Annotated in this window: 28 protein-coding genes and 1 tRNA gene; 15 read left to right on the top strand and 14 right to left on the bottom strand. The window is 69.1% G+C overall.

The features are described from left to right. Positions 1 to 48: 48 nt before the first annotated feature. Positions 49 to 1,722 (top strand): 2-isopropylmalate synthase, encoded by a 1,674-nt coding sequence (gene leuA, locus LRA89_RS10675; protein WP_230770131.1) that lies wholly within the window; start codon positions 49 to 51, stop codon positions 1,720 to 1,722. 228 nt (positions 1,723 to 1,950) lie between these two features. On the opposite strand, the gene LRA89_RS10670 is transcribed toward leuA, so the two are convergent. The 3 genes from LRA89_RS10670 to LRA89_RS10660 all read right to left on the bottom strand — a co-directional run bounded on the left by LRA89_RS10670 (position 1,951) and on the right by LRA89_RS10660 (position 6,404). Then, on the bottom strand, positions 1,951 to 3,174 hold the full coding sequence (locus tag LRA89_RS10670) for a threonine synthase (RefSeq protein ID WP_230770129.1): 1,224 nt from the start codon (positions 3,172 to 3,174) through the stop codon (positions 1,951 to 1,953). Positions 3,175 to 3,324: 150 nt separating this feature from the next. Continuing rightward, positions 3,325 to 3,606, bottom strand: coding sequence for an SWIB/MDM2 domain-containing protein (locus tag LRA89_RS10665; protein ID WP_055760049.1), 282 nt, complete (start codon positions 3,604 to 3,606; stop codon positions 3,325 to 3,327). Positions 3,607 to 3,749: 143 nt separating this feature from the next. Continuing rightward, positions 3,750 to 6,404 carry a TonB-dependent receptor gene (locus tag LRA89_RS10660; RefSeq protein WP_230770127.1) on the bottom strand — a complete coding sequence of 885 codons (2,655 nt, stop codon included), beginning with the start codon at positions 6,402 to 6,404 and terminating at the stop codon, positions 3,750 to 3,752. 201 nt (positions 6,405 to 6,605) lie between these two features. Here LRA89_RS10660 and folE point away from each other — a divergent pair, with 201 nt between their 5' ends. After that, positions 6,606 to 7,229: a GTP cyclohydrolase I FolE gene (gene folE / locus LRA89_RS10655; RefSeq protein WP_230770126.1), complete on the top strand. Its 624-nt coding sequence runs from the start codon at positions 6,606 to 6,608 to the stop codon at positions 7,227 to 7,229. Between the two features lie 41 nt (positions 7,230 to 7,270). Beyond that, on the top strand, positions 7,271 to 7,816 hold the full coding sequence (locus tag LRA89_RS10650) for a hypothetical protein (protein WP_230770125.1): 546 nt from the start codon (positions 7,271 to 7,273) through the stop codon (positions 7,814 to 7,816). A 414-nt stretch (positions 7,817 to 8,230) separates the two neighbouring features. On the opposite strand, the gene LRA89_RS10645 is transcribed toward LRA89_RS10650, so the two are convergent. The 5 genes from LRA89_RS10645 to LRA89_RS10625 form a co-directional block, all read right to left on the bottom strand. Further along, positions 8,231 to 8,307: transfer RNA gene (locus tag LRA89_RS10645), tRNA-Arg, on the bottom strand. A 50-nt stretch (positions 8,308 to 8,357) separates the two neighbouring features. Further along, the gene (locus tag LRA89_RS10640; protein ID WP_055760039.1) at positions 8,358 to 8,783 is read right to left on the bottom strand and encodes a DUF1178 family protein; all 426 of its coding nucleotides are present in this window, start codon (positions 8,781 to 8,783) and stop codon (positions 8,358 to 8,360) included. Next, positions 8,780 to 9,604 carry a carbon-nitrogen hydrolase family protein gene (locus LRA89_RS10635; RefSeq protein WP_056497721.1) on the bottom strand — a complete coding sequence of 275 codons (825 nt, stop codon included), beginning with the start codon at positions 9,602 to 9,604 and terminating at the stop codon, positions 8,780 to 8,782. Before LRA89_RS10635 ends, LRA89_RS10640 begins: the two co-directional genes overlap by 4 nt. Beyond that, positions 9,601 to 9,858 (bottom strand): glutaredoxin 3, encoded by a 258-nt coding sequence (gene grxC, locus LRA89_RS10630; protein ID WP_055760033.1) that lies wholly within the window; start codon positions 9,856 to 9,858, stop codon positions 9,601 to 9,603. Before grxC ends, LRA89_RS10635 begins: the two co-directional genes overlap by 4 nt. A 31-nt stretch (positions 9,859 to 9,889) precedes the next feature. Beyond that, the gene (locus tag LRA89_RS10625) at positions 9,890 to 10,603 is read right to left on the bottom strand and encodes a ComF family protein (protein ID WP_230770123.1); all 714 of its coding nucleotides are present in this window, start codon (positions 10,601 to 10,603) and stop codon (positions 9,890 to 9,892) included. Positions 10,604 to 10,647: 44 nt separating this feature from the next. Here LRA89_RS10625 and LRA89_RS10620 point away from each other — a divergent pair, with 44 nt between their 5' ends. After that, positions 10,648 to 11,484 carry a class I SAM-dependent methyltransferase gene (locus LRA89_RS10620; RefSeq protein ID WP_230770122.1) on the top strand — a complete coding sequence of 279 codons (837 nt, stop codon included), beginning with the start codon at positions 10,648 to 10,650 and terminating at the stop codon, positions 11,482 to 11,484. A 133-nt stretch (positions 11,485 to 11,617) separates the two neighbouring features. On the opposite strand, the gene LRA89_RS10615 is transcribed toward LRA89_RS10620, so the two are convergent. Beyond that, positions 11,618 to 12,016 carry a (deoxy)nucleoside triphosphate pyrophosphohydrolase gene (locus LRA89_RS10615; protein WP_056497727.1) on the bottom strand — a complete coding sequence of 133 codons (399 nt, stop codon included), beginning with the start codon at positions 12,014 to 12,016 and terminating at the stop codon, positions 11,618 to 11,620. A 59-nt stretch (positions 12,017 to 12,075) separates the two neighbouring features. Here LRA89_RS10615 and LRA89_RS10610 point away from each other — a divergent pair, with 59 nt between their 5' ends. Further along, on the top strand, positions 12,076 to 12,267 hold the full coding sequence (locus LRA89_RS10610) for a Flp family type IVb pilin (RefSeq protein WP_055760021.1): 192 nt from the start codon (positions 12,076 to 12,078) through the stop codon (positions 12,265 to 12,267). 131 nt (positions 12,268 to 12,398) lie between these two features. Further along, complete coding sequence (locus LRA89_RS10605; protein ID WP_055760567.1) at positions 12,399 to 12,575, top strand: Flp family type IVb pilin; 177 nt, start codon at positions 12,399 to 12,401, stop codon at positions 12,573 to 12,575. Between the two features lie 99 nt (positions 12,576 to 12,674). Here the strand turns inward: LRA89_RS10605 and LRA89_RS10600 are convergent, their stop codons facing one another. The 4 genes from LRA89_RS10600 to LRA89_RS10585 form a co-directional block, all read right to left on the bottom strand. Further along, on the bottom strand, positions 12,675 to 13,622 hold the full coding sequence (locus LRA89_RS10600) for an acetyl-CoA carboxylase carboxyltransferase subunit alpha (RefSeq protein ID WP_230770121.1): 948 nt from the start codon (positions 13,620 to 13,622) through the stop codon (positions 12,675 to 12,677). 11 nt (positions 13,623 to 13,633) lie between these two features. Then, positions 13,634 to 14,533, bottom strand: coding sequence for a tyrosine-type recombinase/integrase (locus LRA89_RS10595; RefSeq protein ID WP_268934913.1), 900 nt, complete (start codon positions 14,531 to 14,533; stop codon positions 13,634 to 13,636). A 154-nt stretch (positions 14,534 to 14,687) separates the two neighbouring features. After that, positions 14,688 to 16,502, bottom strand: coding sequence for a hypothetical protein (locus LRA89_RS10590; protein WP_230770120.1), 1,815 nt, complete (start codon positions 16,500 to 16,502; stop codon positions 14,688 to 14,690). After that, positions 16,483 to 16,620: a hypothetical protein gene (locus LRA89_RS10585; protein WP_230770119.1), complete on the bottom strand. Its 138-nt coding sequence runs from the start codon at positions 16,618 to 16,620 to the stop codon at positions 16,483 to 16,485. Before LRA89_RS10585 ends, LRA89_RS10590 begins: the two co-directional genes overlap by 20 nt. An 88-nt stretch (positions 16,621 to 16,708) precedes the next feature. On the opposite strand from LRA89_RS10585, the gene LRA89_RS10580 reads away from it, so the two are divergent. The 4 genes from LRA89_RS10580 to LRA89_RS10565 are packed head-to-tail and all read left to right on the top strand — an operon-like array spanning position 16,709 to position 19,740. Beyond that, positions 16,709 to 17,260, top strand: a complete 552-nt coding sequence (locus tag LRA89_RS10580; protein WP_230770117.1) for a shikimate kinase — start codon at positions 16,709 to 16,711, stop codon at positions 17,258 to 17,260. After that, positions 17,257 to 18,357 carry a 3-dehydroquinate synthase gene (gene aroB / locus LRA89_RS10575; RefSeq protein ID WP_230770116.1) on the top strand — a complete coding sequence of 367 codons (1,101 nt, stop codon included), beginning with the start codon at positions 17,257 to 17,259 and terminating at the stop codon, positions 18,355 to 18,357. The genes LRA89_RS10580 and aroB overlap by 4 nt, the downstream gene beginning before the upstream one ends. Next, positions 18,357 to 18,521, top strand: a complete 165-nt coding sequence (locus LRA89_RS10570) for a DUF2256 domain-containing protein (RefSeq protein ID WP_230770115.1) — start codon at positions 18,357 to 18,359, stop codon at positions 18,519 to 18,521. The genes aroB and LRA89_RS10570 overlap by 1 nt, the downstream gene beginning before the upstream one ends. A 52-nt stretch (positions 18,522 to 18,573) precedes the next feature. Further along, positions 18,574 to 19,740, top strand: a complete 1,167-nt coding sequence (locus LRA89_RS10565; protein WP_230770113.1) for a GGDEF domain-containing protein — start codon at positions 18,574 to 18,576, stop codon at positions 19,738 to 19,740. Between the two features lie 177 nt (positions 19,741 to 19,917). On the opposite strand, the gene LRA89_RS10560 is transcribed toward LRA89_RS10565, so the two are convergent. After that, positions 19,918 to 20,322, bottom strand: coding sequence for a hypothetical protein (locus tag LRA89_RS10560; RefSeq protein WP_230770112.1), 405 nt, complete (start codon positions 20,320 to 20,322; stop codon positions 19,918 to 19,920). Between the two features lie 110 nt (positions 20,323 to 20,432). Between LRA89_RS10560 and LRA89_RS10555 the strand changes: the two genes are divergently transcribed. The 5 genes from LRA89_RS10555 to LRA89_RS10535 all read left to right on the top strand — a co-directional run bounded on the left by LRA89_RS10555 (position 20,433) and on the right by LRA89_RS10535 (position 24,684). After that, positions 20,433 to 21,005, top strand: coding sequence for an anthranilate synthase component II (locus LRA89_RS10555; protein WP_230770111.1), 573 nt, complete (start codon positions 20,433 to 20,435; stop codon positions 21,003 to 21,005). Then, a complete protein-coding gene (trpD, locus tag LRA89_RS10550; RefSeq protein WP_230770109.1) occupies positions 21,002 to 21,994 on the top strand; it encodes an anthranilate phosphoribosyltransferase in 993 nt (330 codons plus the stop codon). Before LRA89_RS10555 ends, trpD begins: the two co-directional genes overlap by 4 nt. After that, positions 21,991 to 22,767, top strand: a complete 777-nt coding sequence (trpC, locus tag LRA89_RS10545) for an indole-3-glycerol phosphate synthase TrpC (RefSeq protein ID WP_230770108.1) — start codon at positions 21,991 to 21,993, stop codon at positions 22,765 to 22,767. The genes trpD and trpC overlap by 4 nt, the downstream gene beginning before the upstream one ends. Continuing rightward, the gene (gene moaC / locus LRA89_RS10540; protein ID WP_230770107.1) at positions 22,764 to 23,231 is read left to right on the top strand and encodes a cyclic pyranopterin monophosphate synthase MoaC; all 468 of its coding nucleotides are present in this window, start codon (positions 22,764 to 22,766) and stop codon (positions 23,229 to 23,231) included. Before trpC ends, moaC begins: the two co-directional genes overlap by 4 nt. A 274-nt stretch (positions 23,232 to 23,505) precedes the next feature. Next, complete coding sequence (locus tag LRA89_RS10535; protein WP_230770106.1) at positions 23,506 to 24,684, top strand: molybdopterin molybdotransferase MoeA; 1,179 nt, start codon at positions 23,506 to 23,508, stop codon at positions 24,682 to 24,684. Positions 24,685 to 24,713: the final 29 nt, after the last annotated feature.

Raw genomic sequence — 24,713 nt, 5'->3', positions numbered from 1 at the left:
ATACCGGCGCACCCATGAGCGATGCGCCCCTGACAGGCTGAAGACACCATGTTGCGCGATCCTTCGACCAAATACCGCCCTTTCCCCACCATCGCCCTGCCGGACCGGCAATGGCCGTCGCGCACCATCACCCGCGCGCCGCGCTGGCTGTCGACCGACCTGCGCGACGGCAATCAGGCGCTGATCGATCCGATGGGCGCTGAGAAGAAGAACCGCTTCTTCGACCTGTTGCTCAAGGTCGGGCTGAAGGAGATCGAGGTCGGTTTCCCGTCGGCCGGCGCGACCGAGTTCGATTTTATTTCCGGGCTGGTGAAGCAGGATCGCATCCCCGACGACGTGTGGGTGCAGGTGCTGACCCAGTCGCGCCGCGACCTGATCGAGCGCAGCTTCGAGAGCCTCGATGGTGCCAAGCAGGCGATCGTCCACCTCTACAATGCGGTCAGCCCGGCGTGGCGGCGGATCGTGTTCGGCATGGAACGCCCCGAGGTGAAAGCCATCGCCGTCGCCGGCGCGAAGGTGCTGCGCGACGAGGCCGGCAAGCGTCCGAACACCGACTGGCGCTTCGAATACAGCCCGGAAACCTTCTCGACCGCCGAACCCGATTTCTCGGTCGAGGTCTGCGCGGCGGTAATGGAGGTGTTGCAGCCAACGCCGGACCGGCCGCTGATCCTGAACTTGCCGGCGACCGTCGAGGCGGCGACGCCCAATATCTATGCCGACCAGATCGAATGGTTCTGCCGCAACGTGCCCAACCGCGACAGCGTGGTGATCTCGCTGCACACGCATAACGATCGTGGGACCGGGGTGGCGGCGGCCGAACTGGGGCTGATGGCCGGGGCCGACCGGGTCGAGGGTTGCCTGCTCGGCAATGGCGAGCGGACCGGCAACTGCGACCTCGTGACCGTCGCGCTGAACCTGTACACGCAGGGCGTCGACCCGAAGCTCGACCTGTCGGACATCGACGAGGTGGTCAACACGGTCAATTACTGCACCAGCCTGCCGGTCCATCCGCGCACACCCTATGCCGGCGACCTGGTGTTCACAGCCTTTTCGGGCAGCCATCAGGATGCGATCAAGAAGGGCATGGCGACGCAGGCGCTGCGTAACGACGGGCTGTGGGAAGTCCCCTATCTGCCGATCGATCCCGCCGACCTGGGCCGCAGCTACGAAGCGGTGATCCGCGTTAATTCGCAGTCGGGCAAGGGCGGCGTCGCGTGGGTGCTCGAACAGGACAAGGGGCTAAAACTGCCCAAGCGGTTGCAGGCCGATTTCAGCCGCCACGTCCAGCAGATGGCTGACGATCTGGGTCGCGAACTGAACGCCGCCGACATCTGGACCGCGTTCGCCGGGGCCTATCTGCCGCACGGGTCCGAACGCTATGCGCTGATCGACTATGCCGAAACGCATGCGCCGGGCGGCGGGCCGCCACGCACCTTCGTCGGCCGCGTCCGGCTGGACGGTGAGGAGCGCGCGATCTCTGGCAAGGGCAACGGGTTGCTCTCGGGGCTGCTTGCGGCGCTGCGCGAGGACGGCGGCGTCGACATGGACGTGGTCGATTACAGCGAACATGCGATCGGCCATGGCGCGGATGCGCAGGCGGCGGCCTATCTCGAATGCACCCTGCCCGACGGGCGGCGGGTGTTCGGCGTCGGCATCGACGGCGACGTGGCCACCGCGACGGTCCGCGCGGCGTTGAGCGCGGCGAACGCGGCGGGGCGGTAACGCTACTGCTCCCTCTCCCCCTGACAAGGGGAGAGGGATGCGCAGACTTGGTCTTTGCACAAGCAAAGGCCTAGTCGGAGCTGGGAGAGGGGTCGGCGCTCGCGCAAGCGAGCGCGCGAGCCTTCGGCTCGCTTCGCCCCTCACCCAACCTGCGCTAGCCAGCGAGCTGGCAAGCTGCGGTATCCCTCTCCCCTATTCAGGGGAGAGGGCAGCGCTGCTGAACGCCCTCTACCGCCAGCGATCGAAATCGATCGGCGCGTCTTTCGACAGGAACTGCTCGGCGGGCGGCATCGGATATTTGAGGCCGGTGGCGCAGTTGAACAGCACCGCGCGTTCCTCGATACCGACCAGCCCGTCGGCCAGCGCGCCGCGATACGCCGCCAGCGTCGCGCCGCCTTCGGGACATAGCAGCAGCCCGTCGCCCCGCGCGACATCATCGACCGCTTGCAGGATCGCGTCGTCGTCGACCGCCAGCGCGCGGCCGCCGCTCGCGCGGACCGCGCGCAGGATCAGGAAGTCGCCAACCGCGCGCGGCACGCGGATGCCGGCGGCGACGGTGTGGGCGTCCTCCCAGCGATCGGCATGTTCGACGCCGTCGTCATACGCCTTGACGATCGGCGCGCAGCCCGACGCCTGCACCGCATACATCCGCGGCCGCTGCGATCCGATCCAGCCCAGCGCCTCCAGCTCGTCGAACGCCTTCCACATACCGATCAACCCGGTGCCGCCGCCGGTCGGATAGAAGATCGCATCGGGCAACGTCCAGCCGAGCTGCGCGGCGAGTTCGAGGCCCATCGTCTTCTTGCCCTCGATCCGGTACGGCTCTTTCAGCGTCGAGAAGTCGAACCACAGCCCCTCGGCCGCGCCCTTCCCGACGATCGCGCCGCAATCGTCGATCAGGCCATCGACCCGCCACACATCACCGCCCTGCATCGCGATCTCGCGCACGTTGATCTCGGGGGTGTCGGCCGGGCAGAAGATGGTCGTGGCGATGCCGGCGCGCGCGGCATAGGCGGCGAGCGCCGCGCCGGCGTTGCCGTTGGTCGGCATGGCGATGCGCTTCACGCCCAGTGCCTTCGCCATCGCCACCGCCATCACCAGCCCGCGCGCCTTGAACGAGCCGGTCGGCAGCCGCCCCTCGTCCTTGACGATCGGCCGGCCGGGTTCGGCGGCGAGTTCGATCAGCGGTGTCTCGATCTCGCCGAGAGTGACGATATTGCCGGAATCCCGCACCGGCAGCAGTTCGCGCCAGCGCCACAGATCGGTCGGCCGCGCGGCCAGCGTGTCGCGCGACAATGCACGGCCGACCGCGTCCAGATCATAGCGTACGAGCAGCGGCCGCCCGGCGCGCGACAGGCCGTGGAGCTGGTCGGCGGGGTAGCGCTCGCCGGTCAGCGAACATTCGAGATGGGTGACGAAGCTCGGGCGATCGGCGGTGCAATTCTCGTTCATGGATATCCTCTCCGAAGCGGTGGCGATCGGCACGACCGGGGCGCGGGCAATCGGTCCGGCGCGATGCACCGAAACGAACGACGCCGCCCCGGGGCCTGTCCCCGAAGCGGCGTCGATAAAACCGAAAGAGAGCGGATGCCCTCGACCAGCTTACTTCATATGCGCGCTGAGCAGCTTGTTCATTTCGAACATGCTGCACGACTTCTTACCGAACAGCTTTTCCAGCGTCTCGTCGGCGAGGATCTGGCGCTTGTCCTTGGGATCCTGCAGATCGTGCTTCTTGATGTATTCCCACATCTTGCTCACGACTTCGCTGCGGGGCAACGGGTCCGATCCGGTGATCTTCGCGAGGTCCGCCGAAGGCGTCACCGGCTTTGCAATTCCGCCCTTGGCAGCGCCGGTCGTACCGGTCGTCTTGGGTTCCTTGGCCATGATAATCTCCTAATCCCCCTACAGGGCCGCGCCGGTCAGGGCGCGGCAGGTTGGCGGTTATGCAATGTTCCGATGCGGTTGTCGCGGGGGAATTGCCACGACCGGTCGAAACGAACCCTGAATGACGCTACGTCCGACGGGTTTTAAAACCCGAAGCGGGCGCGCACGCCATAGAAACGCGGCATCGCCGGATAGACGCCATAGGTTCCGGTCTGCTCGGGAATCGCGAAACCGGAAATGTTATAATATTGGTTGGTAATATTCTCGACGAAGAATTCCGCCGAGATCCGGCGGTCGTCGGTCGCGACACCGATCTTGCCGTTGAGCAGCGGATAGGCATCGTTGCCGACCGTCGTCGTCCCCGTCCCGTCGCGCACGATCGACACGTCGCTGTTGTAGCGCATGTCGACATGGAACAGCGCGTTGAGTGTGCTGGTCAGGCGCGGGGTCCATGTCGCGGCGACGGTGAAGACGTTGCGCGGCTGGTTCAGGAACTGGCGGCCGTTCTGGTTCTGGAGCGGGGTGCCGGTGAAGTCGTTGCTCGCGTCATAGGCGGCGTCGAGCAGCGTATAGCCCAGCCGGAAATTGAGCGCGCGGATCGGCTGGATCACCGATTCCAGCTCGATACCCTTGGCGGTCGATTTGGGCACGTTCTGCACGACGAAGCTGTTGCCCGCGAAGATCAGCGACTGGAGCCCCTTGAACTTCTGATAGAACAGCGCGGCGTTGAACGAGAATTGCCGTGACAGGCTGGTTTTCAGCCCCAGTTCGTAGCTGTCGACCGTCTCCGCGCCGAATTCCAGATCGGTCGCCTGCGCGCCGTCGCCGCCCAGCACCCGCGTATTGAAGCTCGCCTGGTCGAGATTATAGCCGCCCGACTTGAAGCCGCGATCATAGCTGGCATAGCCCAGCACGTCGGCGGTGAATTTATAGGCGAGCTTGGCGGTGCCGGTCAGGCGGCTTTCGCTGCGGTCATGGGTGTAGTTGCCGTTGAATTCGCTGCTGATCGCCGGGTTGCAGCTCAGCAGGAACAGGTTCTGGAACAGCGCCGGGCTCGCCTGCCGGATCAGGTTGCGATAGGTGACGGCGTTGGCATCGGTGCCGAGGAAGAAGTTGCACGCCGCCGGATTGCTGTTGATCGACGCCGCCAGCTCCTTGCGCTCGTAATTGTAGCGCAGGCCGAGCGTCACCGACAATTTGTCGCTGACGTTGATGATATTGTGGGTGAACAGCGCAAAGGCGTTGGTATCGACCTGGAATTCGTCGTTGTTGTTGCCTTGCCCCGGCTGGTTCGGGGTCAGCGGGGTGTTGAGATAGTTGAACAGCGCCGATCCCGGCGGGGCCGCCTGTTGCAGCGCGGCGCTCTGCGCATAGAGCAACTGGCCGAACAGCGGCACGGTGCCGGCGGGCAGCGCCGGCCCGCCGCGCAGCGCGGTGACGAGCTGGGTAAAGGTCGGCACGTTGAAGCTGCCGTAGAATTGCGCCTGCCGCCCGATCCCGCCCGACGCGGGCGGTGCCGCGAGCGCGCCGGCCAGCAGCGTGTCGACATAGCGGTTGGCGTCGCTACCCAGCCGCACCGTGTCGCGCAGTTGCAGCTTTTCGTTGAGGTAGAAGGCGCCGACGAGGAAATCGACCTTGCCGTCGAACAACTGGCCCTGAAACCGGACTTCCTGCGTGATGTCGCGCAGCGCCGAGCGATAGCCCTCGCGGTAGGCGCGATCGATCCCCGAATAGTCGATGTCCTGATTGCGCAGCACGCGGAAGTCGCGATACGCGCTGATCGACGTCAGCTTGAAATCGCCGACATCGGCGTTGATCTCACCCGACACGCCCCAGTCGCGCACCGCCTCGCCATAATCGCGGCCGGGCGATGCCGCCATCCGCCGCTCGGACGGCGATCCGGTGTAGATGCCGGTGCGCCCCTGCCCCGCCCCGATCGCCTGAATCGCCGCCGCCGTGCTGCCGCGCGTGCCGCTGACGACGCCGCAGCATTGTTCGTCGGTCTTGTAATAATCGCCGATCAGCCGGAAGCTGAAGGTCGAGGTGTCGTAGAGCGCCTGTCCGCGCACGTACCAGCGGTTGATGTCGTTGAACGACCGGTCGGAATTGACATCGTCGATATAGCCGTCGCGCTTGCGATAGCCGCCGTCGACGCGCAGCGCGAGGCTTTCGGCGACCGGGCCGGTCAGCGCACCCTTGATCTCATAGGCGTTGAAATTGCCGTATTCGCCCTCGACATAGCCGCCCAGATCGAACTTGGGCTGCGCGGTGAACACCGACAGCGCGCCTGCCGAGGTGTTGCGGCCGAACAGCGTGCCCTGCGGCCCGCGCAGCACCTCGATCCGTTCGACTTCGGGGAGTTCGGCGATGGCGATCCCCGCGCGCGAGCGGAACACGCCGTCGATGAACACGCCGACCGCCGGTTCGAACCCCGGATTGTCGCCCGCCGTGCCGACGCCGCGGATCGACAGCGAGGTCGACACCGCCGACGACTGGCCGGTCGTGGTCTGGAGCGAGGGGGCGAGCTGTTCGAGGCCGCGAATGTCGCGCACCCCGGCGTCGTCGAGCAACTGCGCGTTCACCGCCGTCACCGCGATCGGCACGTCCTGGATCGGTTCGGCACGGCGGTTGGCGGTGACGATGATGTCGTTGCCCCACCCTTCCTCCGAGTCCGGCTGCGCCGCCGGGGCGGCAACCGTGGCGGGCGCGACCGGGGTTTCGGTCGTCTGCGCGTGGACCGGGGCGGCGGCGATGCACACCGACAGCGCGGTCGCCCCCAACAGGTCGAACTTGGTCATGGCATCCCCTCCTGCTAACCGCCGATTGATACCGGTCGAATTATTTGTATTTGGTGACGTAGCAACCATCGCCCGTCAACGGGGAAGGCGGTGGTGCATGCACTTTCTCTCCTTGAACGGGTATGGAAGCCACACTTGCCCGTATACAGAGCGCCGACGCGCTGAACCCTGCGTGGCAGAAGATCGGGAATGGAATCGAAGATGGGTGACGCGACAGACGACATGCGCGACGGCGATCCGGTCGCGCCCGCGCCGAAGCTTCCCGTGCCGGACGATGTGGCTGAAGCGATCCGCACGCTCATCCGCTGGACCGGCGAGGACCCGACGCGCGAGGGGCTGCTCGACACGCCGCAGCGCGTGGCGCGGGCATGGAAGGAATATACCCAGGGCTATGGCGAGGACCCGGCGCGGCATCTGGCGCGCGTGTTCGAGGAAGTCGGCGGCTATGACGAGATCGTGCTGCTGCGCGACATTCCGTTCCAGTCGCACTGCGAACACCACATGGCGCCGATCACCGGCAAGGCGCATATCGCCTATCTGCCGCGCGACCATGTCGTCGGCATTTCCAAGCTGGCGCGGGTGCTGCACGGCTATGCCCGGCGGTTGCAGGTGCAGGAGCGGCTGACGGCGCAGGTCGCCGACTGTATCTGGAACGGGCTGAAACCACGCGGCGTCGCGGTGGTGATCGAGGCGACGCACGGCTGCATGACCGCGCGCGGGGTGCGCACGCCCGGCGTCACCATGACGACCAGCCGGATGATGGGCGTATTCCGTGACGACGAACGCAGCCGCAAGGAAGTGCTGGCGCTGATCGGGCGCGGATAGGGGCGGAACGTCGTCGTGCGGCGAGACGTTTCGATACGATGATGATCCGCATGCCCCTGCTTGCCGCCTTGCTGCTCGCCGCCTGTTCGGCCGATCCGCCGCGCGAGGCGAACGAGGCGGTGACGGCGGCGGTGCCGGCGGGGTCGGGCGGCGGCGTCACGCCCTCGCCCCGCCCGCTACCGAGCGTGCTGCCCGGCGTTCCCGAGGAGCCCGACCCCCACCCCGCGCCCGACCTCCAGCCGATGGTGCGCGCCGATTTTCAGGACAGGCAGTTGCTCGGCAGCGGATGCGATTATCGCGACGCCGGATCGGGCGCGATTCTGCTCCACCTGCGCGACGAGGGCGACGGGCTGGTCAAATACGGCAACCGCCTGCGCCGCATCGCCGCCGCCACGCCGGGGCGCGAGGCGATCGCACTCGGCGGCATCGCGGCGGGTGACGGCGTGTCGTTCATCCTCACGCCGCAGCCCGGCGATCCGGTCCAGACGAGCGATTCGACCCAAAGCCGGCCGGCGAGCCTGACCATGCGCACCGCCGACAATGGCGAGAGCGTATATCAGGGCGGTCGCTGGGACTGTGGCAGTTAGGCCGGATCGATATTCAGCGAAATGCCTTCCCAATCTGCTCCCCTCCCTGACAAGAGTTTCGGGTCGGTCATGCCCCCGGCATGACCTGAACAGTGTGGGGCACTGTTCACCCGAAACTGGGTTGGGGGTGGGTAGTCCGGTTGTGGAGCGCTTGCGTTTCCTCGCGGGCCGACCCACCCCCGGCCCCTCCCTTGTCAGGGAGGGGAGATGCAGGAGCCGCCGCCTGGCTGAATGTCGATCGGTCCTGGATCGGATCGATATGCGGCTAACGCCACGGCTTTTCGTCGTTCCCGCGCAGGCGGGAACCTATAGACGCAGCGGGTGCAATTCGATCACCGGCGTCGGCGTATATGGACCCCAGCCTTCGCTGGGATGACGCTTGCTTCAGGGTAGCTGGATCTGACCTTGGAAATCTGGTGGCCACGGAGGGACTCGAACCCCCGACGCCCGCTTTAGGAAAGCGGCGCTCTGTCCAGCTGAGCTACGCGGCCGATCGTTCGACGCTCTATCGCCCCCGATCCGCCGACGCAACGGCCCGGCGTCAGTTCGCCTGTTCGGGCGGCACGACCGGGAGGGGCAGCGGCGCGATCGGCACGCCTTCCTCGACCAGCGCCTTTGCTTCGGCACGGGTCGCCTGTCCGTGGATCGGGGCCACGTCCGCCGCGCCGCTGTGCATCGCCCGCGCGCGGTCGGCAAAACCGCGCCCGACCCATTCGCTGCCCGACAGCGCCTTGCGCTGCGCCTCGGCAAGCATCGTCAGCGCCGCCTTCACCGCCTGCGGCGAGGGCCGCTCGCCCCCGCCCTTAGCGGCGATGTTCGGGGCCATCACCGCCTTGGCGACATCGGCGTCGTCGCACATCGGGCAGTGGATCAGCTTCGCGACACGCTGCTCGTCATAGGCGGTGCTGGAGGCGAACCACGCCTCGAACACATGGCCCTGCCCGCAGCGCAGGTCGAAAACGATCACGCCACCACCTCGACCGGCGGGATCGGCCGGCGGTGGCGCGCGACCGGAATGCGCGCGCGCGCCACCGCCACCTGCGCCGGATCGATCGTGACGAAGCCGATGCCGGCGTCGCTCCCCATATCGAGCATCACCTCGCCCCACGGTCCCACGACCAGCGAATGGCCATAGGTGGTGCGACCATCGGCATGGTGGCCGGTCTGCGCCGCCGCGATGACGAACGCGCCAGCCTCGATCGCGCGGGCGCGCAGCAGAACGTGCCAGTGGGCGTGGCCGGTCGGCACGGTGAAGGCGGCGGGCACCGCCAGGACCTGCGCCCCGGCATCGCCCATCGCGCGGAACAGGTCGGAAAAGCGCAGGTCGTAACAGATCGACAGGCCGAGCATCCCGACCGGGGTCGCGACGACCCGCGCGGCATCGCCCGGCGCGTAACTGGCCGATTCGCGCCATGCCTCGCCGGTCGGCAGCGTCACATCGAACAGGTGCAGCTTGTCATAGGTCGCGCGGACGGTGCCGGCAGCGTCGATCACATAGCCGCGATTGGCGAGCCGCCCGTCGTCCCGCCGCACCGCGAGCGAGCCGAGATGGACCCAGAGTCCGGCGCGCGCCGCCGCCTCGCGCACCGCCGCCAGCACCGGATCGTCGTCTTGCGCAAACAGATTGGCCGCCGCCCGGTCGCGGTCGCGGTCGACCAGCCCCGACATCTCGGGAGTGAACAGCATCGCCGCCCCGCCCGCCGCCGCCCGTTCGACGGCATCGACCAGCACTTGGGCATTGGCGGCGGGATCGATCCCCGCCGTCATCTGGAGCAGCGCGAGCTTCACGATGCCAGCAGCGGGTCCAGCTTGCCGGCACGCTCCAGCGCCGCCAGATCGTCCGACCCGCCGACATGGGTATCGCCGATGAAGATCTGCGGCACGGTGGTCCGCCCGTTGCTGCGCGCCAGCATCTCCTGCCGCTTGGCCCCGCCCATCGAGATGTCGATCTCGTCATAGGCCGCGCCCTTTTCGTCAAGCAGCCGTTTGGCACGGACGCAGTATGGGCAGAACGCCTTGGTGTAGATGAGAATGGTAGCCATGGGGTGGAGGTGTGGCGTGAGCGCCCCCTTGTCAATCGTCCGTCCCCACGACCCGCGCCCAGCACAGCACCCGGACCGACGCCGCCCCGGCCGCCAGCAGCACCCGCGCGCAGCCGTCGGTGGTCGATCCGCTGGTGTGGACATCGTCGACCAGCAGCACCGCCTGCCCCCGGAATAGCGCCGGATCGCCACAGGCGAACGCCCCCGCGACCGCCTTCGCCCGCGCCGACCGGCCCATCGCGCGCAGCGGCGGCGTGGCGCGGATACGGGTGAGCGCATGACGCTCGACCGGCAGACCGGTGGCGCGCGCCAACGCATCGGCGATCAGCACCGCCTGATTATACCCGCGCGTCCATAGTCGCCGCCGATGCAGCGGCACCGGCACGATCAGCGTCACGTCGCCCGGCACCTGCCGCCGCATCAGCCGCGCCATCGTGTCGGCCAGCGCCAGCCGCCCGCCATATTTGAGCTTCAGCGCCACATCGCGCGCGACCGGACCATAGGCGACGGCGGCGCGCACCCCGCCATGCGCCGGCGGGCGGCGGCGGCAGGGATCGCACACCGCCTCCCCCGCCACCGCGAACGGGATGCCGCAGCGCGCGCAGGCCGGATCGCCGAGGAACCGCAAGCCACTCCAGCATGCCGAACAGAAGCGGTGATCCGCCTCCACCACCACGCCGCACCCCGGGCAGCGCGGCGGCAGCGCCAGCGCGGCGAGTCCGGCAAGAAGGGCGGCGGGGCGCATGCCCGCCCTTGTCGCGGCGGCCCCCGCCCGGCACAAGCGGCGGCGTGAGTGTTCCCGATCTTTTCGCCCGCCGCCGCCGCCGCGCGCACCGCGACCGTGCCGCCACCGGCTTCGCCGAGGCCGATTTCCTGCATCGCTTCATGCTGGAGGGGGTCGCCGAACGGCTCGACGCCGTCACCCGCAGCTTTGCCGACGTGCTCGACCTCGGTTGTGCCGATGCCGCCTTCGTCCCGCCGGCGGGGGCGCGGGTGGTGCGCTTCGATCCCGGCTTCGCCTTTGCCCGCGCCGCCGGTGGCGTGCAGGGTGATGAGGACCGGCTGCCGTTCGCCGATGGCGCGTTCGATCTGGTGGTATCGGTGGGCACGCTCGACAGCGTCAACGACCTGCCCGGCGCGCTGACTTTGATCCGCCGTGCGCTGCGTCCCGACGGGCTGTTCCTCGCCGCCTTCACCGGCGGATCGACGCTGGCCACGTTGCGGCGCGCGCTGTTGACCGCCGAGAGCGAGCGACCGGCGGCGCGGGTGCATCCGCAGATCGACCTGCGATCGGCGGGCGACCTGCTGGTGCGCGCCGGATTCGCGCTGCCGGTCGCCGATTCGGAGGTGCTGCGCGTGCGCTATGCCGGGATCGGCCGGCTGATCGGCGACCTGCGCGGCATGGGCGCGACCAGTCTGCTCGGACAGGCACCGCTGGCGCGCGACACGCTCGCCGCCGCCGCCGAAAGCTTCGCGGCGCAGGCCGACGCCGATGGCCGCACGACCGAGACGTTCGAAGTGATCTACCTGACCGGCTGGGCCCCCGCCCCCAGCCAGCCGCAACCGGCCCGCCGGGGCAGCGCCACCGCCTCGCTCGCCGACGCGCTGGGACGCAAGGAGGGGTAGGGTTTGATCCGTCGGGTTCGAACCAGGCGTCATCCCGGCAAAGGCTGGGATCTCCCCGTTTTGGCACGCAGCAGGAATCGCGGGAGGCCCCAGCCTCCGCTGGGGCGACGCTTCTGGTCAGGTGAATCCGACACTAGATCAGCGCTTCGAGCAGCGCGATCAGCGGCCGGTCGGCGGGTGGCATCGCCAACGCGTGGAGTTCGACCGGGCGGACCCATTTGAGCGCCGTCGCCTGAAGCGCTTGCGGGATGCCCGTCCATTTGCGCAGCGCATAGAGCAGCAGCAGCAGATGCCGTTCGCCCAGCGGTTCGCTGGCGAAGGCGGCGGGGGCAAGGCAGCTATGGTCGACCACGATCCCCAGTTCCTCGTGCAATTCGCGCACCAGCGCCGCTTCGGGCGTTTCGCCCGGCTCCACCTTGCCGCCGGGAAATTCCCACAGCCCGGCCATGTGCGTGCCCGGCGGCCGTTGCTGGACCAGCACGCGCCCGTCGCGATCGACCATGGCGGCGGCGGTGACGAACAGCATCGACATTTCATTAACCTCGTATCGTTATCAATCGGGGCGAACCTAGTCCGGGGAGGGGTGGCTGTATGCGATCGGTCCTGCGTTTCGCACGCAAACTATGGCGCGACCGGCGTGGCGGCACCGCGATCGAATATGGCATGATTCTCGGGCTGGTGGTGGTCGTGCTGATCGTCAGCCTGAAGCTGCTGGCCGGCACCACGACCGACATGTGGGCGCACGTCAGCGAAAAAGTGATCCAAAACGGGCCGCGCCCATAACATTGCGCATCGCGTCGGGTTCCCGGTCTTAAAACTTTCTCAACCAGCGGATCGGTACAAGGGTGGTGCTGAACGGGTGGATCATCCGAACGGCCGGGTAAGTCGAACCACGCAGAACCATGGAGACCGGAATGCAGCAGATTCGTAATTTCGTGAAGAACAGCAAGGGCGCGACCGCAATCGAGTACGGCCTGATCGCCGCGCTGATCGCCGTTGCCGCCATCACCGCGATGAAGGGTCTGGGCGGTCAGCTCACGTCGACCTTCAACAACGTGACGTCGAACATGAAGAACACGCCGGCTACCTGATAATCGTTCCAAGGATCGATTATACGCGACGGGCGGCGGAACGATGGTTCCGCCGCCCGTTCGTGTATCGACGCCCCCGTTTTGGGATGGCGGACGGCGTTACAGCCGCCCCATCGCCAGAAACTTCTGCCGCCGCGCCGCGCGCAGGCTCGCCGCGTCCTGCCCGACCAGCGTGGTCAGCACCCCCTCGATCGCATCGCCCAGCGCGGCGATGGCCGCCGCCGGATCGCGGTGCGCCGCGCCCAGCGGTTCGGTGACGATCGTGTCGATCACGCCCAGTGCCTTGAGGTCCTGCGCCGTCACCCGCATCGCCTCGGCCGCCTCGGGCGCCTTGTCGGCGGTGCGCCACAGGATCGACGCGCACCCCTCGGGCGAGATCACCGAATAAACCGCGTGCTCCATCATCAGCACCCGGTTGCCCGCCGCCAGCGCGATCGCGCCGCCCGAGCCCCCCTCGCCCAGAATCGCCGATACCATCGGCACGCCAAGGTTCAGCGCCGCTTCGGTCGAGCGCGCGATCGCCTCGGCCTGGCCGCGCTCCTCGGCCTGGATGCCGGGGAACGCGCCCGAGGTGTCGACCAGCGTCACCACCGGCAGGCCGAACCGGTCGGCGAGCTGCATCAGCCGGATCGCCTTGCGATAGCCCTCGGGCTTGCCCATGCCGAAATTGTGGCGCAGCCGCGACGCGGTGTCGTCGCCCTTCTCATGGCCGATCACCATCACGCGGCGCCCGCGCAACCGGCCGATCCCGCCCAGGATCGCGCTGTCGTCGGCAAAGGCGCGGTCGCCGCCCAGCTCCATGAAATCCTCGACCAGCGCGGCGACATAATGTTTGAAGTGCGGCCGTTCGGGGTGGCGCGCGACCTGCGTCTTCTGCCACGGGGTCAGCCGGGCATAGGTCTCGCGCAGCAGCCGGTCGGACTTGGTCTGCAACCGGCCGATCTCGGCGGCAATATCGACCGCGCCATCGGCGGCGGTATCGCGCAGTTCGTCGATCCGCGCCTGCAGTTCGGCGATGGGTTTTTCGAAGTCGAGAAAGGTGGCCATGGTCCCGCGCCCTATGGCCGCACCCGCCCTTCGTCAATCAGCGGGTGGCGTTCGTTGACCAGCCGCACCAGCCGCGACGTGTCGACATGGGTGTAGATTTCGGTCGTGGCGATGTCGGCATGGCCCAGCATCGCCTGCAACGCGCGCAGGTCCGCCCCCCCCTCCAGCAGATGCGTGGCAAAGGCATGGCGCAGGACGTGCGGGCTGATCCGGTCGGGCGGAATGCCCGCCTCGGCCGCCAGCGCGCGGACGATCTGGTACAGGCGCACCCGCGTCAGATGCCCCTTGCCCGACGGGAACAGCCACACGCTGTCGGCGGGAACATGCGCGCGCCAGCGCACCACGGCGGCGCGCGCGCGGTCGGACAGCGGCACCATCCGCTCGCGCCCGCCCTTGCCCTTCAGGATCAGATAGGGCCGGTCGCTGGCGATCCCGCCGCGCGGCAACGACACCAGCTCGGTCGCGCGCAGCCCCGATCCATAGAGCAGCTCGAACAGCGCGGACAGGCGCAGGTCGTTGCGGTCGGGCGGCACGCGCGCGATCCGGTCGGCGATCGCGGCGAACATCGCGTCTATATCGCCGGTCGACAGCGTGCGCGGCAACGCACGATGCGCGCCGGGCCGGGGCAATGCCTCGCCCGGATCGTCGGCACGCAGGCCATCGTCGAGCAGGAAGGCAAAGAACCGGCGCAGCGCCGCGCTCTTGCGCGCGACCGTCGACTTGGCGTGGGTACGCCACTCGTCCGCCACCCGCCCGATCGCCGCCGCATCGGCCTCGCCCAGCCGGCCGTTCAACGTGTCGGAGGCGAGCGTCAGGTCGGTGCGATAGGCGGCGATCGTGTTGCGCGCAGCGCCGGCCTCGGCCGCCATCATTTCGAGGAACCGGTCGATCAGGATGCGGTCGGTGGTCACAAGCCGCCGCCCCAGACACCACCGTCACCCCGGACCCGTTCCGGGGTCCACCCGTCGACAGGCGTTGCCGCCCATGGATCAGGCGTTACCGCTCGCGGCACGGTGGACCCCGGAACAAGTCCGGGGTGACGACGGGAGTAGCGGATCGCCCCGCTCACCCCCGCGCGATCGCTTCGGCCGCGATCATCCGCGCTTCGCCCTCGCGGCCGGCGGCGCGCAGCGCGGCGACGATGTGGAACAGCGTCTCCGCTCCCACCCCGCGCCAGTCGCGCGTCTGCATGCCCACCGCCGCGAGCAGCAGCACGGTTCCGGCTTCCCCGTTCACCCCGGCGCGGTCGATCGCATCGGTCCACGGATTGCGCGCGCCGATCGCGACGCCGAGGTCGCTGGCGAGCCCCCGCACCTCGCCCTGCGGCAACCGGCCGAGGCCGGCCAGCCCAGCGAACAGCAACTGCCCCTTGCGCTCGTCGCTTCCGGCATAGTCCGACACCGCGCCCGGCTGCACCATCCGCCCGACCGGATCGGCCAGCGCCAGCATCGCCCAGCCATCGCTGGCGGGCGCGACCACCCCCGCCCAGCGCATCGCCGGCAGGTCGAGCCCGGCGGTCAGCATCGACGCGATCAGCGCATCGGCATCGGCGACATGCGCGGCGACCGGGGCGATCATCGCCGCCGCGCGCGCGGTCAGCACCCGCCGCGCGAACCCCAGCGGGCCGCTGCCCTCGACCGCCCAGAACTGCTTGAGCATCGCCAGCCGGTCGGCATCGCTGCCGGTAAAGGCGGTGCGCAGGTCGCTCGACAGCGCGGTCTGGGTGCTCGTCGCATCCTCATCGGTGCCGAGCTGCGCATAGAGATCGACCAGCGCCCCGCTCGACAACACGCCCTGCGCCGCCGCCAGATCGGCATCGGCAAGCCGCGCGCCCGCCGCATATTGCGGCGCGGTCGCATGCCAGTAGCGGACCTGCGGGCCGACCGTGGCATAGAGCGATCCCGGCACCTCGGTCGCGCTGGCGGCGGCGAGGCCATAGCGCCATGCGCTGAGGCGATCGACGCCGTCCCATTCGATCGTCACCGCGCGGCGGCCCTGCGCGCCGGCGCCGACGATCTTTTCGGCCAGCGCCACGTCGATCGCGCCGCCGCCCGGCGCCTGTCGCTTCGCCTGATCGACGATCCGCCCCGCCTGGCGCGGTTCGCCCGACAGGCCGAGGCACATCGCGTTCGCCAGCCGCCAGCCGCGCTCGTTCGAACTGGCAAGCCCACCGTCGACCAGCGGGCACAGCCCGCCCGGATCGCCTGTCGCCAGCATCGCCTGCAACGCGATCTGGTACAGCTTGGGCGTATAATTCTCGATGTCGACCGCCTGCACCATCGCGCGGGCGGCGGGTGCCTCGCCCATGCGCAGCAGCAGCCATGCGCGCTCGGCGGCGAAATCCGCGCCGTTCACGCCGCCCGGGGTCGCGACGTTCGCGACCAGCGCGCGGCGCAGCGCGATCGACAGCCAGCGCGAGGCGACCGGCGCGTCGAGCCGCCGCATCAGCGCCTGCAGCCACGGCCCGCCGGCATCGCCGAACGCATTCGCCCCGAACGCCGCACCCGCTTCGCCGGCGATGCCGATCTCGGCGGTCGAGCGGCGGGCATAGTCGGGCAGTTCATATTCGCGCAGCGCCTGCGCATCGACCGGGGTCGGCGTCGGCGTCGCGGCAGGAGTCGCGCCGGGCACCGGCAGGCCGATCGTGCCGGGCAACGGCTGGACGATCGGCGCGGGCGGCGCGAAGCTCTGCCCGCCCGGCGCTGCCGACGCGCTGGGCCGCGGGGTCGGCGTGGGGGCGGGAGTCGGCGCAGGGCTGTCACCGAAGCCCGGCGGCAACAGCGATTCGGGCACGTCCTGCCCGATCGCCGGCACGCCCGCGACCAGGGCGATCGTCAGGCCGGCGGCGATGCGCCAGCGATCAGTTGGCGAGATTTTCAAGCGCAACCGCCTTTTCGACCTGCACCGGCTGCTGCTCGGTCGACCGCCCCGCCAACACGAACATGCCGCCGATCAGGGCGACAAGGACGACGAGAAGCACTAGAAGCGAACGCGACATGGATCAGATCGTCCCGAAACAAAGGGGGTGGGTTGCGACGACGCGCCTTTTGCCCGATCGGCGGGGCGGCTGTATAGCCCCCGGCGCAATGCTGCAAACCCAAGACCCCCGCCCCCCCGTGCCGCCCCGCTGGAGCGGCAAGCCGATCGTACTGATCGGGCTGATGGGCGTCGGCAAATCCACCGTCGGCCGCCGTCTGGCCCAGCGGATGAAGCTGGATTTCGTCGATGCCGACAACGAGATCGAACATGCCGCCGGCATGACCATCGCCGAAATCTTCCAGCGCTTCGGCGAGGATCATTTCCGCGACGGCGAACGCCGGGTCATCGCCCGGCTGATCGATGGCCGGCCCAAGGTGATCGCGACCGGCGGCGGCGCGTTCATGCAGGCGGAAACGCGCGACCTGATTCTCGACCAGGCGCTGGCGATCTGGCTCGATGCGTCGCCCGACGTACTCGCCGACCGCGTCCGCCGGCGCGACACCCGTCCGCTGCTGCGCGGCAAGGACCCCAAACGGGTGCTGACCGACCTCGCCCGCGTGCGCAATCCGGTCTATGCGCTCGCCCCCGTCCATGTCGTCAGCCAGCATGCGCCGCACGACGCCACCGTTTCCGCCATCCTGAAAGCCATCGGCCAATGACCATCATCCCCGTCGCCCTTGCCGAGCGCGGCTATGACATCGTGATCGAGGACGGGGTGCTGGCGCGCAGCGGCGAACGGCTGGCCGCCATCGCGCGCGGCCGGCGGATGGTGATCGTCGCCGACGCCAATGTCGCCGGACACCTCGCGACGCTGCGCGATTCGCTGTCGGCGGCGGGCGTGGCGAACGAGGCGGTCACGATCGCGGCGGGCGAAGGCTCGAAAAGCTGGGCGACGCTGGAGACGCTGCTCGATTCGCTGCTGGCGCTGGGCATCGAGCGCGGCGACCATATCGTCGCGCTGGGCGGCGGGGTGATCGGCGATCTCGTCGGTTTCGCCGCCGCGATCCTGAAGCGTGGCTGCGGATTCGTGCAGGTGCCGACGACTCTCCTGGCACAGGTCGATTCGTCGGTCGGCGGCAAGACCGGGATCAACACCCGCGCCGGCAAGAATCTGGTCGGCGCGTTCCACCAGCCCGCGCTGGTGCTGATCGACCCGCAGACGCTCGACACGCTGCCTCCCCGCGAAGTCCGCGCCGGCTATGCCGAGGTCGTCAAATACGGCCTGATCGACGACCCGGAATTTTTCGACTGGTGCGAAGCCAACGTCGCCGCGCTGCTGGCCGGCGATCCCGCCGCCCGCACCCACGCCATCGCCCGCTCGGTCGCCGCCAAGGCGCGCATCGTCGGCGAGGACGAGCGCGAGACGAGCGGGCGGCGCGCGCTGCTCAACCTCGGCCACACCTTCGGCCATGCGCTGGAGGCGGAGGCCGGATACGATGGCTCGCTGCTCCACGGCGAGGGCGTGGCGGCCGGCATGGCGCTGGCCTTTGCCTATTCCGCCGAAAAGGGGCTGTGCCCGCCGGAGGACGCCGCGCGGGTCGCCGCGCATCTGCGCGCCGCCGGCCTGCCCGACGGCCTTGCCGCCACCGGCATATCCGCCTCGGGCGAGACGCTGGTCGGCCATATGCTCCACGACAAGAAGCGCGAGGGCGGCACGCTGCCGTTCCTGCTCGTGCGCGGCATCGGAGCGACCTATCTCGACCGCAGCGTCGACCTCGGCGACGTCGCCGCCTTCCTGAACGCGCAGCCGCGCTGATGCCGCAGGGCGTCGCCAAGGCGAATTTGCCGACCAAGCTCTGCCCGGTGTGCGAGCGCCCGTTCGCATGGCGCAAGAAATGGGAGCGCGACTGGGACAATGTCGTCTATTGCTCCGACCGCTGCCGCCGCGAGTCGCGCAAGGGATCGACGCCGGCGTCTTAACCGAATCGCAGGACCCTTCGGTCATGCTGCCGGGTTGGAGGGAAAAGCCCTGATGAACCGACCACGGGCCAGATTGTCGTCGCGCAATCCGCTGCTGTCCTGGCTGGTCCAGCCCGGCGCACCGGTCCGCGCGAACGCCCGGCCGATGCTGCTGGCGGAGCTGCTGTCGTCGCCGGTCGCGCTGTTCCTCGGTGCGGCGAACGGCCTGCTCGTCCTTGGCGTCGCATGGTTCTCGACGCACGCCGCCGTGTTCCTCGCCTTCGCCGCGATCGAACTGGCGTTGCTGACCGTGCGCGTTCGCACCGTCCGCCGGATCGAGGCAGAGCGTGCCCGTGGCGAGATACCGGCAATCGACGCTTCGGTCGTGCTGTCGATCCTTTGGTGCGCGTTGCAAGGGGCGGTCGCGGCCACGATCATGCTGCGGGCCGAACCGGTGCTGATGATCGTGTCGACGACGATGATTATGGGCGTCATCGCGCCGATCTGCGCGCGCAATTACGCTGCGCCACGCCTTGCGATGCTGCTGGTCCTGTTATGCGACGTGCCGTTCAAGCTTGGCGCCGCGCTCTCGGGCATTCCGCTGCTCCTCGCGATCCTGCCGATGATGATTCCGTTCGTGCTGGGCATCCGCTTCGTGCTCGGCAATTTCAACCGCACGCTGATCGCCACGCTGGAGGCGGAGGAAGCGAACCGCCATCTCGCGCGCCACGACGCGCTGACCGGCCTGCTCAACCGCTATGGGCTGGACGAGGCGCTGACCATGCTGCCCCATGCCGACGACCGGGCGATGGCGGTGCTGTGCCTCGACCTCGACGGATTCAAGGGCGTGAACGACCGGCTGGGCCACGCCGCAGGCGACCGGTTGCTGGCGGGCGTCGCCGCGCGCCTGCTCGCCGCGACCGGCCCCGACGACATCGTCGCGCGACTGGGCGGGGACGAATTTATGATCGTTGTCCGCCACATGCCCCCGGCCGCCGTCGACGCCTTCGCCAGTGGATTGATCGACCGCATCGCCGGCGGCTCCTACGACGTCGGCGACACGGGGTCGGCGATGGTGGGGGCCAGCATCGGCTATGCCTGTTTCCCCGAGGATGCCGCGACCAGCGCTGAACTGCGCACCCGCGCCGACGCCGCGCTCTATGCCGCCAAGGACGATGGCAAGGGCACCGGCCGCCGCTACGCGCCCCGCCCCGGCGACCGGTTCAGCAGCGCGGCGTGAAGTTGTTCGCGATCCGGCCGGTGCCGGATCGAAGCGGTGCCGGCCCGCTCCCCCACGGGTCCCAGCAAAGTAATACTTTGCTGGGCTACCCTCACCCGGCCACCCATCAATATACTTGCGTGGGTGGCCGGGCGGGGAAGCGGGCCGGCACCGCCGCATCCGCGTGAGCGGATCAAATCAGGGAATATCGCTTTCCGCCGCCCGGGTCTGCCGCCGTTCAGCGAACCACTGCCGCAGCATCGCCTGGGTACAGCCGGTCTGCCCGCCGTCGCCGACCGGCGAACAACTGTTCGGCCGCCCGATCCGCGCCGCCTCCATCGCGGTGTCGACCCGCGCCGACCATGCCGAATCGCCGCTCGCCTGCGACGGCTGGTCGCGGAAGCGCTTGGGGATGCGATAGCGCTCGCTCTCGCCCAGCCGCGCGCACACCACGATTTCCTCGGGGTCGGCCGCCTTGGGGCATGGCTCCTCGCCATAGACGGTGGCGTTACGCACCTTGCGCGGCGGATCGGCCGGTGCGTCCTGCGCCATCGCCGGAACCACGAACAGCAACGCCAGCCCCGCCAAACCCGTCCGCATCATCGCCGATCTCCTCATGACCCCACTCATACCGGTGCCCTTGATTAGCATTGGCTGAACGCACGAGGATTTCGGGATGTTGCACGGCGGACATCGCACGCTATGGCGGGGGCATGATCCTCGTCATCGACAATTACGACAGCTTCACCTGGAACCTCGTCCATTATCTGATGGAACTGGGCGTGGAGGTCCGCGTCGAGCGCAACGACGCCATGACCGCGGCGGAGGCACTGGCGACCGGGGCTGACGCGCTGCTGATCTCGCCCGGACCCTGCACCCCCAACGAAGCCGGCATCTCGCTCGACCTCGTCGCCGCCTGTGCCGAAGCGAAGCGCCCGCTGCTCGGCGTGTGTCTCGGCCATCAGGCGATCGGCCAGCATTTCGGCGGCAAGGTGGTGCGCGGCGGGTTGATGCACGGCAAGACCTGCCCGGTCGAGCATGACGGCACTGGCATGTTCGCCGGCCTCCCCTCGCCGTTCACCGCGACGCGCTATCATTCGCTGATCGTCACCGATGTGCCCGACTGCCTCCACGTCAACGCGACCGCATCGGACGCCAGCGTCATGGGCTTCCGCCACCGTGACCTCCCGATCCACGGCGTGCAGTTCCACCCCGAAAGCATCGCCACCGAACACGGCCACGCCATGCTCGCCAATTTCCTGAAGGACGCGGGGCTGCGCGCATGACCACGCGCGCGCTGCTCCCCGATCCGTCGACGCCGCTGTCCCACGAAAGCGCGGCCGAAGCCTTCGCCGCGATCCTCGACGGCACCGTGGCGGACGAGGCGATCGCCGGCTTCCTGATCGCGCTGACGCAGCGCGGCGAAACCAGCATCGAGATCGCCGAGGCCGCCCGCGCGCTGCGCGCCCGGATGATCCCGATCCACGCACCGGAGGGAGCGATCGACGTCTGCGGCACCGGCGGCGACGGCCATCACACGCTCAACGTCTCGACCGCCGTCAGCCTCGTCGTGGCGGCATCGGGCGTGCCCGTCGCCAAGCACGGCAACCGCGCCGCCTCCAGCAAGGCGGGTGCGGCCGACACGCTCGAGGCACTCGGCCTCGACATGGCGCGCGCCGGAGGACAGGCGGAGGCGACGCTCGCCGACCTCGGCATCGCCTTCCTGTTCGCCGCCAACCACCATCCGGCGATGAAGCGCATCACCCCGATCCGCCAGAAGATCGGCCGCCGCACCATCTTCAACCTGATGGGGCCGCTCGCCAATCCGGCGCGGGTGACGCGGCAGTTGATCGGCATTGCCCGCCCCGATTACGCGCCGGTCTATGCGCAGGCGATGGAGTTGCTCGGTGCCGAAACCGCGCTGATCGTGTCGGGCGAGGAAGGGCTGGACGAAATCTCGGGCGCCGGCCCGACCATCGTCGTCCCCGTCGGCATGACGCTGTCCGACCGGATCGTGCCCGAGGACGCCGGCCTGCCGCGCCACCCGATCAGCGCGATCCGCGGCGGCGACGCACGCCATAACGCAGCGGCGCTGCGCCGGTTGTTGCGGGGCGAACGCGGGGCCTACCGCGACGCGGTGCTGCTCAACGCCGCCGCCGCGCTGCTCATCGCCGGCACCGCCGCCGACCTCACCGACGGGGCAGAGCGCGCCGCCGAAACGCTCGACAATGGCGCGGCCGACCGGCTGCTCGACCAATGGATCGCCTATTCATGACGATGCTCGACACCATCCTCGCCACCAAGCGCGCCGAAGTCGCCGAGCGTTCGGCCAAAGCCTCGATCGCCGACCTCGACGCACGGGCCAGCGAACAGAGCGCGCCACGCGGCTTTCGCGCCGCGCTCGACGCCGCGCCCGGCCATGCGCTGATCGCCGAGATCAAGAAGGCCAGCCCGTCCAAAGGGCTGATCCGCGCCGATTTCGATCCCCCGGCCCATGCCCGCGCCTATGCCGCCGGGGGGGCTGCCTGCCTCTCCGTGCTGACCGATGTCGACTATTTTCAGGGAGCCGACGAGTATCTGATCGCCGCCCGCGCCGCGTGCGGGTTGCCGGTACTGCGCAAGGACTTCAATATCGATCCGTGGCAGGTCGCCGAAGCCCGCGCGATCGGAGCCGACGCGATCCTCATCATCGTCGCCGCCCTCTCCGACAGCCAAATGCAGGAGATCGAGGCGGCGGCGATCGAACGAAACATGGACGTGCTGGTCGAGGTCCACGACCGCGCCGAGCTCGACCGCGCGCTGGCGCTGCGCTCGCGGCTGATCGGGGTCAACAACCGCAATCTCAAGGACTTTTCGGTCAGCTTCGATCGTACCTACGAACTGGTCGGCCATGCACCCGCCGGCTGCACCTTCGTCGCCGAAAGCGGCCTCACCTCACGCGCCGATCTCGACGCGATGGCCGCCCACGGCGTCCGCTGCTTCCTGATCGGCGAGGCGCTGATGCGCCATGCCGATGTCGAGGGCGCGACGCGGGCGATGATCGGATGAGCCTGACCCACCTCGACGCCGACGGCAGCGCGCACATGGTCGACGTCGGTGGCAAGGCGGTAACGCAGCGGCAGGCGATCGCCACCGGCCGCATCACCCTGTCGGACGAAGCCATCACCGCGATCCGCGATGGCCTCGTCAAGAAGGGCGACGTCCTCGCCGTCGCCCGCGTCGCCGGGATCATGGCGGCCAAGCGCACCAGCGACCTGATCCCGCTGTGCCATCCGCTGCCGCTGACGAAGCTGTCGGTCGACTTCGCGTTCGAGCCGCAAGCGATCCGCGCCACCGCCACCGCCGCCACCGCCGGCCAGACCGGGGTGGAAATGGAGGCGCTCACCGCCGCCTCGGTCGCGCTGCTGACCGTCTACGACATGGCCAAGGCGATCGACAAGACAATGGTGATCGAAGGCGTCTGCCTGCTCGAAAAGCGCGGCGGCAAGTCGGGCGACTGGGTGCGCGGGTGAGCGAACGCCGTTGAATGCGCGTGCTCGCACCGCTTCGTACCTCGGAGTCTGGTCCGTCTGAATGGCATCGTCGCCCCAGCGAAGGCTGGGGCCTCAAGCGGCTCCTGTCGCACGCTATCCCGATGAGATCCCAGCCTTCGCTGGGATGACGTCTGTTTCAAGGTGGATGGATCACACCCTTTTGCGATCGCCATCCAACTGGACCCCGGCCTTCGCCGGGGTACGATAGGGGGAATATCCATCCTCCGTACCCATTCTCCGCAAAGGCCGCGCCATGACCCTCCTCCCCGTCGCCGACGCCCAGACCCGCGTCCTCGCCCTCGGCCGCGCGGTTCAGCCCGAAACGCTGCCGATCGCCGACACCATCGGCCGGTTCGCCGCCGCCGACATCGTCGCGCTGCGCACCCAGCCCGCCCGGCCGCTGTCGGCGATGGACGGCTATGCGATCCGCTTCGACGACCTGCCCGGCCCGTGGCAGGTGATCGGCGAATCCGCCGCCGGCGCATCCTTCGTCGGCAGCGTCGGCACGGGACAGGCGACCCGCATCTTCACGGGCGCGGCGATGCCCGCCGGGACCGACTGCGTGCTGGTGCAGGAGGAAGCCGCGCGCGACGGCGACCGGCTGACGCTGACCGGCGAAGGCCCGGTGCGTGGCGGCAACGTCCGCCGCGCCGGGCTCGATTTCCGCGAGGGCGAGGTGCTGATCGCCGCCGGGGAACGTATCACCCCCACCCGCGCCGCGCTGGCGGCGATCGGCGGGCATGGCACGCTGGTGGTCGGCCGCCGCGTCCGCGTCGCGATCGCCGCGACCGGCGACGAACTGGTCCCGGCGGGCAGCGCGATCGGCCCCGATCAGCTCCCCGAAACCAACGGGTTGATGCTCGCCGGGCTGCTCGCCGATCTGCCGGTCGACCGGATCGACCTCGGCATCCTGCCCGACCGGATGGATGCGCTCGAAGCGGCGTTCCGCGCGGTCGATTGCGACCTGCTGGTCACGACCGGCGGCGCGTCGGTCGGCGACCACGATCTGGTCAAGCCCGCGCTGATCGCCGCCGGGGGCAGCCTCGACTTCTGGCGGATCGCGCTCAGACCGGGCAAGCCGATGCTCGCCGGGCGGCGGGGCGATGCCGCCGTGCTGGGGCTGCCCGGCAATCCGGTATCGGCCTGCATCACCGCGCTGCTGTTCGTCCGCCCGCTGGTCGCGCGGATCGCCGGCGCGGCCGAACCGCTGCCCCGTCCGATCGCCGCAACGCTTGCCCATCCGCTGCCCGCCAACGGCCCGCGCCAGGACTATCTGCGCGCGACGCTGATCGGCGGCACGGTGTCGACCGCCGCGATCCAGGACAGTTCGATGCTGCGCACGCTGGCGCGCTCGGACTGCCTCATCATCCGCGCGCCGCATGCCCCGGCAGCAATGGCGGGCGACTCGGCGGAAATCCTGCAACTCGCTTGACGGCAAGAAAAACGTTTCCTATTGGTTCC

The organism is Sphingomonas sp. Leaf4, from assembly GCF_920939515.1.
Lineage (GTDB): Bacteria > Pseudomonadota > Alphaproteobacteria > Sphingomonadales > Sphingomonadaceae > Sphingomonas.
This window is presented reverse-complemented; position numbering and strand designations above follow the sequence as displayed.